This window comes from Vibrio sp. 10N.261.54.E10 (assembly GCF_002877735.2).
GTDB lineage: Bacteria > Pseudomonadota > Gammaproteobacteria > Enterobacterales > Vibrionaceae > Vibrio > Vibrio crassostreae_C.
On the sequence record NZ_MCXE02000001.1, the window covers coordinates 1 to 18,192 of the forward strand.

5 protein-coding genes, 4 tRNA genes, 5 rRNA genes and 1 riboswitch are annotated in these 18,192 nt (G+C 46.2%); of the genes, 10 read left to right on the forward strand and 4 right to left on the reverse strand.

Annotation, left to right across the window (positions count from 1 at the left end):
* The 9 genes from BCU07_RS00005 to BCU07_RS00045 form a co-directional block, all read left to right on the forward strand.
* A 23S ribosomal RNA gene (locus BCU07_RS00005) occupies positions 1 to 2,513 on the forward strand; the annotation flags it as partial.
* 134 nt (positions 2,514 to 2,647) lie between these two features.
* Positions 2,648 to 2,763 (forward strand): 5S ribosomal RNA (gene rrf / locus BCU07_RS00010).
* A gap of 477 nt (positions 2,764 to 3,240) precedes the next feature.
* Positions 3,241 to 4,796 (forward strand): 16S ribosomal RNA (locus tag BCU07_RS00015).
* 67 nt (positions 4,797 to 4,863) lie between these two features.
* Positions 4,864 to 4,940 (forward strand) — tRNA-Ile (locus BCU07_RS00020).
* A gap of 14 nt (positions 4,941 to 4,954) precedes the next feature.
* Positions 4,955 to 5,030: transfer RNA gene (locus BCU07_RS00025), tRNA-Ala, on the forward strand.
* A 364-nt stretch (positions 5,031 to 5,394) separates the two neighbouring features.
* Positions 5,395 to 8,287 (forward strand): 23S ribosomal RNA (locus tag BCU07_RS00030).
* A 136-nt stretch (positions 8,288 to 8,423) separates the two neighbouring features.
* Positions 8,424 to 8,539 (forward strand): 5S ribosomal RNA (gene rrf / locus BCU07_RS00035).
* A gap of 43 nt (positions 8,540 to 8,582) precedes the next feature.
* Positions 8,583 to 8,659: transfer RNA gene (locus BCU07_RS00040), tRNA-Asp, on the forward strand.
* Between the two features lie 59 nt (positions 8,660 to 8,718).
* Positions 8,719 to 8,795 (forward strand) — tRNA-Trp (locus tag BCU07_RS00045).
* A 78-nt stretch (positions 8,796 to 8,873) separates the two neighbouring features.
* Here BCU07_RS00045 and BCU07_RS00050 read toward each other — a convergent pair.
* The 3 genes from BCU07_RS00050 to BCU07_RS00060 all read right to left on the reverse strand — a co-directional run bounded on the left by BCU07_RS00050 (position 8,874) and on the right by BCU07_RS00060 (position 12,441).
* A protein-coding gene (locus tag BCU07_RS00050; protein WP_413286077.1) for an IS630 family transposase occupies positions 8,874 to 9,909 on the reverse strand; the annotation gives its coding sequence in 2 pieces (ribosomal slippage) (positions 8,874 to 9,449 and positions 9,451 to 9,909; 1,035 coding nt in all).
* 220 nt (positions 9,910 to 10,129) lie between these two features.
* Positions 10,130 to 10,618 carry a helix-turn-helix domain-containing protein gene (locus BCU07_RS00055; protein WP_017059446.1) on the reverse strand — a complete coding sequence of 163 codons (489 nt, stop codon included), beginning with the start codon at positions 10,616 to 10,618 and terminating at the stop codon, positions 10,130 to 10,132.
* Between the two features lie 542 nt (positions 10,619 to 11,160).
* Entirely contained in the window at positions 11,161 to 12,441 is a 1,281-nt protein-coding gene (locus BCU07_RS00060) for a cation:proton antiporter (RefSeq protein ID WP_102428429.1), read from the reverse strand.
* A 169-nt stretch (positions 12,442 to 12,610) separates the two neighbouring features.
* Between BCU07_RS00060 and metH the strand changes: the two genes are divergently transcribed.
* On the forward strand, positions 12,611 to 16,288 hold the full coding sequence (metH, locus tag BCU07_RS00065) for a methionine synthase (protein ID WP_102428428.1): 3,678 nt from the start codon (positions 12,611 to 12,613) through the stop codon (positions 16,286 to 16,288).
* Between the two features lie 115 nt (positions 16,289 to 16,403).
* Here metH and lysC read toward each other — a convergent pair whose 3' ends face one another.
* Positions 16,404 to 17,771, reverse strand: coding sequence for a lysine-sensitive aspartokinase 3 (lysC, locus tag BCU07_RS00070; RefSeq protein WP_102428427.1), 1,368 nt, complete (start codon positions 17,769 to 17,771; stop codon positions 16,404 to 16,406).
* 108 nt (positions 17,772 to 17,879) lie between these two features.
* Positions 17,880 to 18,057, reverse strand: a riboswitch (Lysine riboswitch).
* Positions 18,058 to 18,192: the final 135 nt, after the last annotated feature.

Below are 18,192 nucleotides of genomic sequence, written 5' to 3' on the forward strand. Positions count from 1 at the left end.
CCTGTCTGAATATGGGGGGACCATCCTCCAAGGCTAAATACTACTGACTGACCGATAGTGAACCAGTACCGTGAGGGAAAGGCGAAAAGAACCCCTGTGAGGGGAGTGAAATAGAACCTGAAACCGTGTACGTACAAGCAGTAGGAGCACCTTCGTGGTGTGACTGCGTACCTTTTGTATAATGGGTCAGCGACTTAATTTTAGTAGCAAGGTTAACCGTTTAGGGGAGCCGTAGGGAAACCGAGTCTTAACTGGGCGTACAGTTGCTAGGATTAGACCCGAAACCAGGTGATCTAGCCATGGGCAGGTTGAAGGTTGAGTAACATCAACTGGAGGACCGAACCGACTAATGTTGAAAAATTAGCGGATGACTTGTGGCTAGGGGTGAAAGGCCAATCAAACCTGGAGATAGCTGGTTCTCCCCGAAAGCTATTTAGGTAGCGCCTCGGACGAATACTACTGGGGGTAGAGCACTGTTAAGGCTAGGGGGTCATCCCGACTTACCAACCCTTTGCAAACTCCGAATACCAGTAAGTACTATCCGGGAGACACACGGCGGGTGCTAACGTCCGTCGTGGAGAGGGAAACAACCCAGACCGCCAGCTAAGGTCCCAAAGTATAGCTAAGTGGGAAACGATGTGGGAAGGCTCAGACAGCCAGGATGTTGGCTTAGAAGCAGCCATCATTTAAAGAAAGCGTAATAGCTCACTGGTCGAGTCGGCCTGCGCGGAAGATGTAACGGGGCTAAGCTATACACCGAAGCTGCGGCTACGTACCTTAGGGTATGTGGGGTAGGGGAGCGTTCTGTAAGCCGTTGAAGGTGGTCTGTAAGGGCTGCTGGAGGTATCAGAAGTGCGAATGCTGACATGAGTAACGATAAAGGGAGTGAAAAACTCCCTCGCCGGAAGACCAAGGGTTCCTGTCCAACGTTAATCGGGGCAGGGTAAGTCGACTCCTAAGGCGAGGCCGAAAGGCGTAGTCGATGGGAAACGGGTTAATATTCCCGTACTTCTTACAATTGCGATGGGGGGACGGAGAAGGCTAGGTGGGCCTGGCGACGGTTGTCCAGGTTCAAGTATGTAGGCGGAAAGTTTAGGTAAATCCGGACTTTCTTAACGCTGAGATACGATGTCGAGCTACTACGGTAGTGAAGTCATTGATGCCATGCTTCCAGGAAAAGCCTCTAAGCTTCAGATTGTAAGGAATCGTACCCCAAACCGACACAGGTGGTCGGGTAGAGAATACCAAGGCGCTTGAGAGAACTCGGGTGAAGGAACTAGGCAAAATGGTACCGTAACTTCGGGAGAAGGTACGCTCTTATCAGTGAAGTCCCTTGCGGATGGAGCAGACGAGAGTCGCAGATACCAGGTGGCTGCAACTGTTTATTAAAAACACAGCACTGTGCAAAATCGTAAGATGACGTATACGGTGTGACGCCTGCCCGGTGCCGGAAGGTTAATTGATGGGGTTAGACTTCGGTCGAAGCTCTTGATCGAAGCCCCCGGTAAACGGCGGCCGTAACTATAACGGTCCTAAGGTAGCGAAATTCCTTGTCGGGTAAGTTCCGACCTGCACGAATGGCGTAATGATGGCCACGCTGTCTCCACCCGAGACTCAGTGAAATTGAAATCGCTGTGAAGATGCAGTGTACCCGCGGCTAGACGGAAAGACCCCGTGAACCTTTACTACAGCTTGGCACTGAACATTGAACCTACATGTGTAGGATAGGTGGGAGACTTTGAAACCGCGTCGCTAGATGTGGTGGAGTCGTCCTTGAAATACCACCCTTGTAGTTTTGATGTTCTAACGTTGGTCCCTGAATCGGGATTACGGACAGTGCCTGGTGGGTAGTTTGACTGGGGCGGTCTCCTCCCAAAGAGTAACGGAGGAGCACGAAGGTGGGCTAAACACGGTTGGACATCGTGTGGTTAGTGCAATGGCATAAGCCCGCTTGACTGCGAGAATGACAATTCGAGCAGGTGCGAAAGCAGGTCATAGTGATCCGGTGGTTCTGAATGGAAGGGCCATCGCTCAACGGATAAAAGGTACTCCGGGGATAACAGGCTGATACCGCCCAAGAGTTCATATCGACGGCGGTGTTTGGCACCTCGATGTCGGCTCATCACATCCTGGGGCTGAAGTCGGTCCCAAGGGTATGGCTGTTCGCCATTTAAAGTGGTACGCGAGCTGGGTTTAGAACGTCGTGAGACAGTTCGGTCCCTATCTGCCGTGGGCGTTGGAAAATTGAAGGGGGCTGCTCCTAGTACGAGAGGACCGGAGTGGACGAACCTCTGGTGTTCGGGTTGTCATGCCAATGGCATTGCCCGGTAGCTAAGTTCGGAATCGATAACCGCTGAAAGCATCTAAGCGGGAAGCGAGCCTTGAGATGAGTTTTCCCTGACGCTATAAGCGTCCTAAAGGGTTGTCGTAGACTACGACGTTGATAGGCAGGGTGTGTAAGTGCTGCGAGGCATTGAGCTAACCTGTACTAATTGCCCGTGAGGCTTAACCATACAACACCCAAGGGGTTTTGTGGACTCAAAGAAATACCAAACGCTTGAATGAGTTTGAAAGAGACTTTTAAATCAGTTTTCCAGATTATTTTGCCTTCAGTTTTTAAAAAAGCTGAAAGTAAAAGCAAAATTTGCTTGGCGACCATAGCATTGTGGACCCACCTGATTCCATGCCGAACTCAGAAGTGAAACACAATAGCGCCGATGGTAGTGTGGGGCTTCCCCATGTGAGAGTAGGACATCGCCAGGCTTTAAATTTATTTTCACTTTTTTAAAAGTGAAGACAAAAGTTCGACTTTGTCTATTAAGTAGACAAGTCACCATAGAGTTCTAAGTTTTCTTAGTATTTTATGTTGACTTTCAAAGTGGAAAGCGTATTATACGCGTCCTGCTTGAGTGCTAAGGCACTGAAAGCGTTCTCTTTTTAGAGAGCAAGCTCTTTAACAATTTAAACCTATCAATCTGTGTGGGCACTCGTTGATGAATATCAAAACGTTTTATCGTTAGATAAAACAGATTCTTCGGAATCAAAATTGATTTCAATGAACTGAGTGACCAATACGTTTAACTACTTGTAGTTATTCGGCACAGTCAATTCATTACCATTCTGTTCCTATTTATTTAAGAAGAGAGGGGTAATAGCTTTAGAATTACATGTTTCTGTTCTTTTTCGAAAGGGCGGTAAATATTAGTTTTGAAGTCAGTATTCGTTGAGTCACAAAATCTTAAATTGAAGAGTTTGATCATGGCTCAGATTGAACGCTGGCGGCAGGCCTAACACATGCAAGTCGAGCGGAAACGACACTAACAATCCTTCGGGTGCGTTAATGGGCGTCGAGCGGCGGACGGGTGAGTAATGCCTAGGAAATTGCCTTGATGTGGGGGATAACCATTGGAAACGATGGCTAATACCGCATAATGCCTACGGGCCAAAGAGGGGGACCTTCGGGCCTCTCGCGTCAAGATATGCCTAGGTGGGATTAGCTAGTTGGTGAGGTAATGGCTCACCAAGGCGACGATCCCTAGCTGGTCTGAGAGGATGATCAGCCACACTGGAACTGAGACACGGTCCAGACTCCTACGGGAGGCAGCAGTGGGGAATATTGCACAATGGGCGAAAGCCTGATGCAGCCATGCCGCGTGTATGAAGAAGGCCTTCGGGTTGTAAAGTACTTTCAGTTGTGAGGAAGGGGGTAGTCGTTAATAGCGCTATCTCTTGACGTTAGCAACAGAAGAAGCACCGGCTAACTCCGTGCCAGCAGCCGCGGTAATACGGAGGGTGCGAGCGTTAATCGGAATTACTGGGCGTAAAGCGCATGCAGGTGGTTCATTAAGTCAGATGTGAAAGCCCGGGGCTCAACCTCGGAACTGCATTTGAAACTGGTGAACTAGAGTACTGTAGAGGGGGGTAGAATTTCAGGTGTAGCGGTGAAATGCGTAGAGATCTGAAGGAATACCAGTGGCGAAGGCGGCCCCCTGGACAGATACTGACACTCAGATGCGAAAGCGTGGGGAGCAAACAGGATTAGATACCCTGGTAGTCCACGCCGTAAACGATGTCTACTTGGAGGTTGTGGCCTTGAGCCGTGGCTTTCGGAGCTAACGCGTTAAGTAGACCGCCTGGGGAGTACGGTCGCAAGATTAAAACTCAAATGAATTGACGGGGGCCCGCACAAGCGGTGGAGCATGTGGTTTAATTCGATGCAACGCGAAGAACCTTACCTACTCTTGACATCCAGAGAAGCCAGCGGAGACGCAGGTGTGCCTTCGGGAGCTCTGAGACAGGTGCTGCATGGCTGTCGTCAGCTCGTGTTGTGAAATGTTGGGTTAAGTCCCGCAACGAGCGCAACCCTTATCCTTGTTTGCCAGCGAGTAATGTCGGGAACTCCAGGGAGACTGCCGGTGATAAACCGGAGGAAGGTGGGGACGACGTCAAGTCATCATGGCCCTTACGAGTAGGGCTACACACGTGCTACAATGGCGCATACAGAGGGCAGCAAGCTAGCGATAGTGAGCGAATCCCAAAAAGTGCGTCGTAGTCCGGATTGGAGTCTGCAACTCGACTCCATGAAGTCGGAATCGCTAGTAATCGTGAATCAGAATGTCACGGTGAATACGTTCCCGGGCCTTGTACACACCGCCCGTCACACCATGGGAGTGGGCTGCAAAAGAAGTGGGTAGTTTAACCTTTCGAGGAGGACGCTCACCACTTTGTGGTTCATGACTGGGGTGAAGTCGTAACAAGGTAGCCCTAGGGGAACCTGGGGCTGGATCACCTCCTTATACGAAGATATTCACGATAAGTGTCCACACAGATTGATTAGGTTTGGAAAAGTTAAGAGACGATATTGGGTCTGTAGCTCAGCTGGTTAGAGCGCTCGCCTGATAAGCGGGAGGTCGGTGGTTCGAGTCCACTCAGACCCACCAATATCGACCTAGATGGGGCTATAGCTCAGCTGGGAGAGCGCCTGCCTTGCACGCAGGAGGTCTGCGGTTCGATCCCGCATAGCTCCACCATCTTTAAGCGTTCTTGTTCGACAAAAAGTCTTACGAGAGTCTTTAAAAATGGTTCAATTTATTGAATCAAGCTCTTTAACAATTTGGAAAGCTGACTGATTGATTTACTTACGAGTAATTCAATCAAATTTAAAAGTTCTCAATGTTTATCTGCTCTTATTTAATAAGAACGGTATAAACACAACAAACACATTCAAGTGTCTTGTATTCGATTCAAACTTGTTTGAATCACAATTGAGTCCGGCAAACAGTTATCAGGAATTAACCCTTCTTGATGACAACCAAAAACCTTGGTTAGTTGCCATACGCTTATTTGTCTTCACTTTTTAAAGTGAAAGCAAATAGAAACCCTTTCGGGTTGTATGGTTAAGTGACTAAGCGTACACGGTGGATGCCTTGGCAGTCAGAGGCGATGAAAGGCGTAATAACTTGCGATAAGCCCAGATTAGGTAGTAATAACCTTTTGAGTCTGGGATTCCTGAATGGGGAAACCCACTTACATAAGTAAGTATCCTGTTGTGAATACATAGCAACAGGAGGCAAACCGGGGGAACTGAAACATCTAAGTACCCCGAGGAAGAGAAATCAACCGAGATTCCGAAAGTAGCGGCGAGCGAAATTGGATTAGCCCTTAAGCTTTTAATGATGCAGGTGAAGAGTCTGGAAAGTCTCGCAGTAAAGGGTGATAGCCCCGTAACCGACACATCATAATCAGTGAAAACGAGTAGGGCGGGACACGTGATATCCTGTCTGAATATGGGGGGACCATCCTCCAAGGCTAAATACTACTGACTGACCGATAGTGAACCAGTACCGTGAGGGAAAGGCGAAAAGAACCCCTGTGAGGGGAGTGAAATAGAACCTGAAACCGTGTACGTACAAGCAGTAGGAGCACCTTCGTGGTGTGACTGCGTACCTTTTGTATAATGGGTCAGCGACTTAATTTTAGTAGCAAGGTTAACCGTTTAGGGGAGCCGTAGGGAAACCGAGTCTTAACTGGGCGTACAGTTGCTAGGATTAGACCCGAAACCAGGTGATCTAGCCATGGGCAGGTTGAAGGTTGAGTAACATCAACTGGAGGACCGAACCGACTAATGTTGAAAAATTAGCGGATGACTTGTGGCTAGGGGTGAAAGGCCAATCAAACCTGGAGATAGCTGGTTCTCCCCGAAAGCTATTTAGGTAGCGCCTCGGACGAATACTACTGGGGGTAGAGCACTGTTAAGGCTAGGGGGTCATCCCGACTTACCAACCCTTTGCAAACTCCGAATACCAGTAAGTACTATCCGGGAGACACACGGCGGGTGCTAACGTCCGTCGTGGAGAGGGAAACAACCCAGACCGCCAGCTAAGGTCCCAAAGTATAGCTAAGTGGGAAACGATGTGGGAAGGCTCAGACAGCCAGGATGTTGGCTTAGAAGCAGCCATCATTTAAAGAAAGCGTAATAGCTCACTGGTCGAGTCGGCCTGCGCGGAAGATGTAACGGGGCTAAGCTATACACCGAAGCTGCGGCTACGTACCTTAGGGTATGTGGGGTAGGGGAGCGTTCTGTAAGCCGTTGAAGGTGGTCTGTAAGGGCTGCTGGAGGTATCAGAAGTGCGAATGCTGACATGAGTAACGATAAAGGGAGTGAAAAACTCCCTCGCCGGAAGACCAAGGGTTCCTGTCCAACGTTAATCGGGGCAGGGTAAGTCGACTCCTAAGGCGAGGCCGAAAGGCGTAGTCGATGGGAAACGGGTTAATATTCCCGTACTTCTTACAATTGCGATGGGGGGACGGAGAAGGCTAGGTGGGCCTGGCGACGGTTGTCCAGGTTCAAGTATGTAGGCGGAAAGTTTAGGTAAATCCGGACTTTCTTAACGCTGAGATACGATGTCGAGCTACTACGGTAGTGAAGTCATTGATGCCATGCTTCCAGGAAAAGCCTCTAAGCTTCAGATTGTAAGGAATCGTACCCCAAACCGACACAGGTGGTCGGGTAGAGAATACCAAGGCGCTTGAGAGAACTCGGGTGAAGGAACTAGGCAAAATGGTACCGTAACTTCGGGAGAAGGTACGCTCTTATCAGTGAAGTCCCTTGCGGATGGAGCAGACGAGAGTCGCAGATACCAGGTGGCTGCAACTGTTTATTAAAAACACAGCACTGTGCAAAATCGTAAGATGACGTATACGGTGTGACGCCTGCCCGGTGCCGGAAGGTTAATTGATGGGGTTAGTCTTCGGACGAAGCTCTTGATCGAAGCCCCGGTAAACGGCGGCCGTAACTATAACGGTCCTAAGGTAGCGAAATTCCTTGTCGGGTAAGTTCCGACCTGCACGAATGGCGTAATGATGGCCACGCTGTCTCCACCCGAGACTCAGTGAAATTGAAATCGCTGTGAAGATGCAGTGTACCCGCGGCTAGACGGAAAGACCCCGTGAACCTTTACTACAGCTTGGCACTGAACATTGAACCTACATGTGTAGGATAGGTGGGAGACTATGAAACCGCGTCGCTAGATGTGGTGGAGTCGTCCTTGAAATACCACCCTTGTAGTTTTGATGTTCTAACGTTGGTCCCTGAATCGGGATTACGGACAGTGCCTGGTGGGTAGTTTGACTGGGGCGGTCTCCTCCCAAAGAGTAACGGAGGAGCACGAAGGTGGGCTAAACACGGTTGGACATCGTGTGGTTAGTGCAATGGCATAAGCCCGCTTGACTGCGAGAATGACAATTCGAGCAGGTGCGAAAGCAGGTCATAGTGATCCGGTGGTTCTGAATGGAAGGGCCATCGCTCAACGGATAAAAGGTACTCCGGGGATAACAGGCTGATACCGCCCAAGAGTTCATATCGACGGCGGTGTTTGGCACCTCGATGTCGGCTCATCACATCCTGGGGCTGAAGTCGGTCCCAAGGGTATGGCTGTTCGCCATTTAAAGTGGTACGCGAGCTGGGTTTAGAACGTCGTGAGACAGTTCGGTCCCTATCTGCCGTGGGCGTTGGAAAATTGAAAGGGGCTGCTCCTAGTACGAGAGGACCGGAGTGGACGAACCTCTGGTGTTCGGGTTGTCATGCCAATGGCATTGCCCGGTAGCTAAGTTCGGAATCGATAACCGCTGAAAGCATCTAAGCGGGAAGCGAGCCTTGAGATGAGTTTTCCCTGACGCTATAAGCGTCCTAAAGGGTTGTTCAAGACTAGAACGTTGATAGGCAGGGTGTGTAAGTGCTGCGAGGCATTGAGCTAACCTGTACTAATTGCCCGTGAGGCTTAACCATACAACACCCAAGGGGTTTTGTGGACTCAAAGAAAGACCAGACCTTGAATGAGTTTGAAGAGATAGACTTTTAAATCAGTTTTCCAGATTATTTTGCCTTCAGTTTTTAAAAAAGCTGAAAGTAAAAGCAAAATTTGCTTGGCGACCATAGCATTGTGGACCCACCTGATTCCATGCCGAACTCAGAAGTGAAACACAATAGCGCCGATGGTAGTGTGGGGCTTCCCCATGTGAGAGTAGGACATCGCCAGGCTTTAAATTTGAACACTTGTCAGCGACGACAAGTATTCCACTGCGGAGTGGTAGTTCAGTTGGTTAGAATACCGGCCTGTCACGCCGGGGGTCGCGGGTTCGAGTCCCGTCCACTCCGCCACTTATTCGATAACCTCGCCTAGTGCGAGGTTTTTTCGAATCTGAAGTAATGAAAGTTTTAGGGGTGTAGCTCCAATTGGCAGAGCAGCGGATTCCAAATCCGCGTGTTGGGAGTTCGAATCTCTCCACCCCTGCCACATTTAAGGCTCTAGCAGAAATGCTAGAGCCTTTTTACTTTCTGAATCATACATACGCCATTATACCAATCCGGAAAATTAACTGATCAGGTCAATCCAATCTCTTGTACACATTTTTGTGACGCGATCTTTGCACTCAAGAAATCCATTCCAAGCGCTACAGACCTTCGAAACAATATCGTTATAATCAATGAAGTTTTGGTTTGCTAGATAGTGTTGCCTTAACCAACTCCACACTTGCTCTATAGGGTTAAGCTCTGGTGAGTATGGCGGCAATTTGATAATACTGACATTATCAAATGGGTTAGCAATATCATCGGTATGCCATCCTGCGCCATCCATTATTACCACTGAATGACGGTCTTTTTCTGTGACTTTAGATATCTGCTCTAGATGGTTTATCATGATGTCTTTGTTAACCCAAGGGACGACCATTGCCTCACCAATCCCTCTCGATGGGCACACTGAGCCAAACAAATAAGCGTATTCAAATTGCTGCTGTTTTACTACGCGAGGTCTCGTTCCACGAGTAGCCCAAAAACGTGTTGTTGTGTTCTGCTGACCAAACCTAGCTTCGTCTTGAAACCAGACATCAACACTCTCTAGCCCAATATGGCCGGGGATCTTAAGGATCGTTTCGATTTGGAATTTTTTTAAAATCGTCCTGTATTTGCTGTGATTGTTTAGGGTGTTTGGAACGAGAAGTTATCCAAGAAAAACCCATGTGGTCGAGGAGATAATAGATGGAATTAGGGTGGTAGTGCTTGTCAAAGTGTTTAACGATGTAGTCATGTATATCGCTTCCAACAAGGCGGCCACCAGAAGGTGATTCAGCTTCTTTTTTTATGAAGGCACTGAGTTGAGCCCGCTGCTCATCGGTGAGGTATGCAGGCCTACCAGTCCGAGGTTTTTCTTGAAGTCCTTCTAGGCCTTCTTCAAAAAAAATCCGAACCCATTTATTGACACTGGTTCGACTGACTTTGAGAGATTTTGCAATTTGTGTACGAGAGAGGCCGTCTTTAAAGTGTGCGAGCGCAAGTAAACGCATCTTCATCTGAATGGTTTTTTGCTGGCTCGCAAGCTTTTTGAAGTTAGTGTTATTAAGGCTATCCATGGTTAAATTTCACAATAATTCATCAATCTTAATTAGATCACATTTTTACTTTAATTGGTATGAGCCAAACAAATAAGCGTATTCAAATTGCTGCTGTTTTACTACGCGAGGTCTCGTTCCACGAGTAGCCCAAAGACGTGTTGTTGTGTTCTGCTGACCAAACCTAGCTTCGTCTTGAAACCAGACATCAACACTCTCTAGCCCAATATGGCCGGGGATCTTAAGGATCGTTTCGATTTGGAATTTTTTTAAAATCGTCTTGTATTTGCTGTGATTGTTTAGGGTGTTTGGAACGAGAAGTTATCCAAGAAAAACCCATGTGGTCGAGGAGATAATAGATGGAATTAGGGTGGTAGTGCTTGTCAAAGTGTTTAACGATGTAGTCATGTATATCGCTTCCAACAAGGCGACCACCAGAAGGTGATTCAGCTTCTTTTTTTATGAAGGCACTGAGTTGAGCCCGCTGCTCATCGGTGAGGTATGCAGGCCTACCAGTCCGAGGTTTTTCTTGAAGTCCTTCTAGGCCTTCTTCAAAAAAAATCCGAACCCATTTATTGACACTGGTTCGACTGACTTTGAGAGATTTTGCAATTTGTGTACGAGAGAGGCCATCTTTAAAGTGTGCGAGCGCAAGTAAACGCATCTTCATCTGAATGGTTTTTTGCTGGCTCGCAAGCTTTTTGAAGTCAGTGTTATTAAGGCTATCCATGGCTAAATTTCACAATAATTCATCAATCTTAATTAGATCACATTTTTACTTTAATTGGTATTACAAGTATCACTAGAAGTACCAAGTGTTCCTTTAGCTATCTCTATCGAACACCGATTTAGTGCTGCCTTACGGTATTTAATGACTTAGTTCAAACCGTTCACCACTCATCTAGCTCCACAGTCCTGTTAATAACTAACGCTATTCTAGCGAGACGTTGAGTCCCGTTATTTTTGTTTCCAGGTGAAAGGTGAAGTCTTTCGATTGAAGCTTATATAACTTGAGAGTGGGTTATTGGGTAGACTAGCGAGTTCGCACAAGAACGAGTTCTCTGTATGACTTAACCTACTTAAAGAGTTCTGGATACCCACAACAAGGCTTTCGACTACTCAAATACTCGCGGTATCAAATATCGATATAATCTCTATGTTCCACGCATACCTTTCAACGATAACTTCAGTGAGGGAATTGGCGAGTTTGACTTTCATTAGGTATAAAAAAGGCCACCTAAAGTAGGCGGCCTTGGTTGATCTATTTAGATATTAATCTAGCTCTTTCTCTGCTTGTTTTGCTTTCTCTATCATAGGAGTGATAGTTGAGCCTTGAACCAGAATAGAAAACACAACAACGGCGTATGTCATGACAAGGATTATCTCTTTAACATCGATTGCTTTGTCTTCAATTACCCAGATACCTGAAGGGATTGAAAGTGCCATGGCTAGTGCTAAGCCACCGCGTAAACCACCCCAAGTTAGAATCTTAATCGACCACGGGTTGTAAGTTCTAAAGCGTTTAAATCCGATGTAAGACAAGAAAACACTCAAGTAACGTGCACTCAATACTAGAGGGACTGCGAACGTCATTAAGATCCAGTCTTCTTGGTGGAATTTGAATAACAGCATCGACATACCAATTAGTAGGAATAATACGCCGTTTAAGAATTCATCTATCAACTCCCAGAAATGATCTAGGTGATCTTCACTCTCTTTCGAGAATCCGATAAAGCGAGTCCAGTTACCAATCATGATACCTGATACCACCATCGCTAATGGGCCTGATACATGTAGAACTTCAGCAAACGCATAACCAGCAGTTGGGATGCCGATGGTTAATAGCAACTCCATCGAGTGGTCATCGGTATTGCTGATTAGGTAGTGGAATACAAGACCTAAAACAAAACCATAGACAATGCCGCCAATCGCCTCTTGAACGAATAGCATGGTCACACTACCGACGGTTGGCGCTTCTGTGCCGAATGCGATAGTAAATAGGGTTACGAAGATAACTAAGCCAAAACCATCGTTGAATAGAGATTCTCCCTCGATTTGAGTAGAGATTCTTCTGGGAGCGTCGAGTTTCTTTACTATTGCTAGCACGGCGATGGGATCGGTTGGAGAGATTAGCGAGCCAAAGAGTAGGCAGTAAATCAGATCAAATTGAATACCGATGAACTGGCAAAACCCGTACAGCACAAAACCGATAAAGAATGTTGAAAACAGCGTAGCACCTAACGCGAGTACTGTTATTTCCCATTTCTGGTCTTTTAGGTTTGGTAATTTGATTCCCAAACCGCCTGCAAATAGTAAGAATCCTAATATCCCTTTTAGAAGGAAATCTTCAAAATTGATACTGGCAACGGTCTCTGAGGCAATGTCTGCCAATTGGAACCAATTATTTTGTCCCGCAATGATAATCAATAGAGATAACATCATTGAGCCAGCTGTGATGGCGATGGTTGTCTGCATTTTACCAATTTTTGTATTCACGAAAGCAATAAGCATGGCTGCAGCGGACAAGAAGCATAAGGTGTAATAGACCGACATTGGGATTCCAACATGTAACAAAGTATGAATATGAATTTTCGTTGTCTCATGCTCAAATAGCAAACATTTTTTTGTCATGACTCAGTAATCAATTTCCTTTTTTAGACGTCTAGACTCCTTTTTAATGTGTGATAGGATGGAGGGATAATTAAAGGAATGAGGTTGTACCGTGGGAAGTAATGTAAGGCAAAAGATTGACGCTCTGTTGAAGCAACGAATTTTACTGATTGATGGTGGCATGGGCACCATGATTCAGGATTATAAATTGGAAGAGCAAGACTATCGTGGTGAACGCTTTGCTGATTGGCACAGTGACTTGAAGGGCAACAATGACCTTTTAGTTCTTACACAGCCTAAGCTTATCAAAGATATCCATATGGAGTATTTGGAAGCTGGGGCTGACATCCTCGAAACCAATACCTTTAACGCTACAACCATCGCTATGGCCGACTATGATATGGAAAGCCTTAGTGAAGAGATTAACTTTGCTGCTGCCAAGCTTGCTCGTGAAGCAGCTGATGAATGGACTGCAAAGACCCCAGATAAACCTCGCTTCGTCGCGGGTGTATTAGGTCCAACCAACCGAACTTGTTCTATCTCGCCTGATGTAAACGATCCAGGTTACCGTAATGTTAGCTTTGACGAACTGGTTGAAGCCTATTCTGAATCGACTCGCGCGCTCATTAAGGGCGGTTCAGATTTAATTCTTATTGAAACTATCTTTGATACGTTAAACGCGAAAGCGTGTGCCTTTGCCGTTGAATCTGTTTTTGAAGAGGTGGGTATTGCTCTTCCAGTGATGATTTCCGGTACCATCACTGACGCATCAGGTCGTACCCTTTCAGGACAGACGACAGAAGCATTCTACAACGCCCTTCGTCATGTAAAACCAATCTCATTTGGATTGAACTGTGCATTGGGCCCTGATGAACTGCGTGAGTATGTCGGTGAGATGTCTCGTATCTCAGAGTGCAATGTTTCTGCTCACCCTAATGCGGGTTTGCCTAATGCATTTGGCGAGTATGACCTTTCTCCTGAGGATATGGCTGAACATGTTAAAGAGTGGGCTGAAAGTGGCTTCTTGAACCTAATTGGTGGGTGTTGTGGTACTACTCCAGAGCATATCCGTGAAATGGCTGAGGCCGTTGAAGGTGTAACGCCGCGTCAATTGCCAGACTTACCAGTTTCTTGTCGTCTTTCGGGACTAGAGCCACTGACGATAGCTAAAGAATCTTTGTTCGTGAATGTAGGTGAGCGGACCAATGTCACTGGTTCTGCGCGTTTCAAGCGTTTGATCAAAGAAGAGCTTTACGACGAAGCATTGAGTGTTGCTCGCGAGCAAGTCGAAAATGGCGCTCAGATTATCGATATCAACATGGATGAAGGGATGCTAGACGCCGAGGCGTGTATGGTTAAATTCCTGAATCTATGTGCTTCAGAACCTGAAATCTCGAAAGTACCTGTTATGGTCGATTCTTCTAAGTGGGAAGTTATCGAAGCTGGCCTAAAGTGTATTCAAGGCAAAGGCATCGTTAACTCAATCTCTCTAAAAGAAGGCAAAGAGAAGTTTGTTGAGCAAGCCAAATTAGTTCGTCGTTATGGTGCTGCTGTCATCGTGATGGCGTTTGATGAAGTCGGGCAGGCTGATACTCGAGAGCGTAAAGTCGAAATCTGTACCAATGCCTACAACATTCTTGTTGATGAAGTCGGTTTCCCACCAGAAGATATTATTTTTGACCCGAATATTTTCGCAGTGGCTACTGGTATCGATGAGCATAATAACTATGCGGTTGATTTCATTGAAGCAGTAGGAGACATCAAACGCGATCTCCCGCATGCGATGATCTCTGGCGGTGTGTCGAATGTTTCATTCTCATTCCGTGGTAATAACTACGTCCGTGAGGCTATTCACGCGGTATTCCTATATCACTGTTTTAAAAACGGTATGGATATGGGCATTGTAAACGCTGGTCAGTTGGAAATTTACGATAATGTTCCAGAAGATCTGCGTGATGCTGTTGAAGATGTCGTACTAAACCGTCGTGATGATTCGACTGAAAGATTGCTGGATATGGCGACCGAATACCTAGAGCGTGCTGTTGGTAAGGTTGAAGATAAATCTGCATTAGAGTGGCGAACTTGGCCTGTAGAGAAGCGTTTGGAGCACTCTTTGGTAAAAGGTATCACCGACTTTATTGTTGAAGATACCGAAGAAGCTCGTGTTAATGCCTCTCGTCCTATTGAAGTGATTGAAGGTCCTCTAATGGACGGAATGAACGTTGTTGGTGACCTGTTTGGTGAAGGTAAGATGTTCTTACCACAGGTTGTAAAGTCTGCGCGTGTGATGAAACAGGCGGTTGCCCATTTAGAACCATTCATTAATGCATCCAAAGAAGTGGGCGCAACTAACGGTAAGATTTTGTTAGCGACCGTTAAAGGTGACGTTCACGATATCGGTAAAAATATCGTTGGTGTGGTTTTACAGTGTAATAACTACGAAATTATCGACTTAGGTGTGATGGTTTCTTGCGAGAAGATTCTCAAGGTAGCGAAAGAAGAGAATGTCGACATTATTGGCCTGTCTGGGCTGATTACACCGTCTCTTGATGAAATGGTACATGTTGCTAAAGAAATGGAGAGACAGGGTTTCAAGCTGCCTCTTCTGATTGGCGGTGCAACCACATCTAAAGCTCACACAGCAGTTAAGATTGAGCAGAATTATTCAGAACCTGTTGTATACGTAAATAATGCCTCGCGTGCAGTGGGTGTTTGTACCTCACTACTTTCTGATGAATTGAAACCCGCTTTCGTTGAGAAGCTGGATATCGATTACGATCGCGTTCGAGATCAGCACAATCGTAAGAAGCCTCGTACCAAGCCTGTCACGCTTGAAAGAGCTCGTGCCAATAAAGTTGCTATCGATTGGGATGCGTATACGCCACCGGCACCCGCTAAGCCGGGAGTTCACATCTTCAATGATTTTGATGTGGCAACTTTGCGTCAGTACATCGATTGGACTCCATTCTTTATGACATGGTCATTGGTTGGTAAATACCCTGCAATCCTTGATCATGAAGAAGTGGGTGAAGAGGCAAAACGTTTATTCAAAGATGCTAATGATTTACTGGATCGCGTAGAGAAAGAGAAGCTGCTTGAAGCGCGTGGTATGTGTGCCATGTTCCCAGCGAACAGTGTTGGTGATGATATTGAGGTGTATACCGATGAATCTCGTACCGAAGTTCTAAAAGTTCTACACAATCTTCGTCAACAAACAGAGAAACCAAAAGGCTTTAACTACTGTTTGTCTGATTACATTGCGCCAAAAGAAAGCGGTAAAGCGGATTGGATTGGTGGCTTTGCGGTTACGGGTGGTATTGGTGAGCGAGAGCTGGCTGATGAATACAAAGCGAAAGGCGATGACTACAACGCGATTATGATTCAGGCGGTTGCTGACCGATTGGCTGAGGCGTTCGCGGAATATCTGCATAAAGAAGTGAGAAAGGATATTTGGGGTTACTCGCCAGATGAGAATTTGTCTAACGACGATTTGATTCGAGAGAAATACCAAGGTATTCGTCCAGCTCCAGGTTATCCTGCTTGCCCTGAGCATACAGAGAAAGGCACGTTGTGGGAGCTGATGGATGTTGAAAAGGCAATCGACATGTCATTAACGACAAGCTACGCGATGTGGCCTGGTGCTTCAGTATCTGGTATGTACTTCTCACACCCTGATGCTAGATACTTTGCTATTGCACAGATTCAACAGGATCAAGTAGAAAGCTATGCTGATCGTAAGGGCTGGGATATGTTGGAAGCTGAGAAGTGGTTAGGTCCAAACATTAACTAGTTTGAATCTATGACGAGCTTTGGTTCGTAAAGTAAAAAAGAGAAAGGGTTGCTCAAGAGCAACCCTTTTTGTATCTGGGGTTTGGTTAATTAAAACCAATTAATTAACCATCGCCTTATTCAAATAACTCTTGGTGAAGTTTTTGGATCGCCAACTTAGAAACAGATGCATCTAGCAAGAAGCACAAGTTGTGTGGGCTTGCTCCGTAACAAATCATACGTAGATTGAAATCTTCCAGAGTGCCAAACACCTGCTTTGCATAGCCTTTATTTTCACTCATGTTGTTGCCAATAAGCGCAACAAGGCATAGGTCGTGTTCAATATCTACAGAACACAACTCTTCAAGCTCCAGTCGAGCAGCTTCTGGTAACTCAGGAGCACCACCTGATGTGTCTGTTTGATCGAGAGTCAGTGAGACACTGATCTCTGAAGTCGTGATGAGATCGACTGAGATCTTATGTTTAGCAAGGATCTCGAATACCTTCGCCAAAAAGCCGTAAGCATGGAACATGTTTGCACTGCGAAGCGTAACCATCGTTTGGTTGCAACGAAGAGCAAGTGCTCTGAATAATGGTGAGCTTTCAACTTCTTGGCGAATCCAAGTTCCACCTAACTCTGGTGCTTTAGAAGAGCCGACAAATACCGGGATTTGGTGGCGCAATGCAGGTACTAGAGTTGAAGGGTGCAGTATCTTTGCACCAAAGTTTGCCATTTCCGATGCTTCGCTAAAACTGATCTCTGGAATAGGAGATGCTTTCGGTGCGATGCGTGGATCTGTCGTGTAAATACCCGGAACATCTGTCCAGATTTCCAACCCCATTGCCTGTACTGATTCGGCGATCAGCGCGGCGGAATAATCGCTGCCACCACGGCCTAAAGTCGTGGTGTTACCTTCGCTATCTGCACCGATAAAACCTTGAGTAACCACAACTTGCTGTTGGCAAAGTGGTATAAGCTTCTCTTTTGCTAGGGCTGAAATATCTTCAAGTTGTGGTTCTGCTTTACCAAAATCACCATTAGTGCGCATCACTTCTCTGATATCAAAACGAACGGCTGGTGTACCTCGTTCACGAATAATCTGAGCCAAAATGTGTGTCGACATCAACTCGCCACATGCGACAAGGTGATCCGTCAGTTTAGTACTTGTGTGGAATGATGCGGCCTCTGCAGCGCTCGCAATGTCATCAAGAATGCTGTGGACTTCTTTTTCGATGCTGATTGGATCTGCGAGTTGGTCAAGAATTGCGTTGTGAATGTCCGCTAATTGCGCCATTAGTTCCTGACGACGAGCTTTGTCTTGAACACCATTTGCTAGTTCAACCAGCAAGTTAGTGACACCAGAGCATGCACTACTCACGACCAGTTTCGTGTTTGAGTTGTTTTCAATAATGGCAGCACAACGGCTCATTGCTTCAAAGTTGGCAACACTTGTTCCACCAAACTTAGCGACATTAAAAGAACCAGCTACATTAGATGCACTCACGATATATCTCCCACGACTTCCTAAAATAAAATTACGGTTGGGTAATCCAACGTCCGATGTTTTTCGAAGAGAGTTTTAGAGCAAAAAGAGAGGAATTATTAGAATAGTAACCTCAGAAGCTCTTCACCATATAGAAATGGCGACAGTTGACGGGATTCAGCCCGCTCAACCGATAATAAAGGTCCTGCATCCTTTTATTATCTCGGCACTGCTCCCCATAAATGTTTTGTATTGGAAATGCGGTTCCACAAAACATCTGCCTGGGCAGTGCTCCTCTTCTGCTAGATAGCCGTTTCATTGAACGTTTTTGTGGTAACAATGTCAATCCGTAACTTGAGATAATTGAAAAATAATTTTAACAATTATGTGACAGTGGTTTGACCTCAATACTTATGGCTAATTGCTGAGGTAATCAATTTGC

Excerpts from the sequence above, each read along its gene's own strand:
- BCU07_RS00055 (WP_017059446.1), bottom strand. The coding sequence starts at position 10,618 with ATGGATAGCCTTAATAACACTGACTTCAAAAAGCTTGCGAGCCAGCAA.
- BCU07_RS00060 (WP_102428429.1), bottom strand. The coding sequence starts at position 12,441 with ATGTCGGTCTATTACACCTTATGCTTCTTGTCCGCTGCAGCCATGCTT.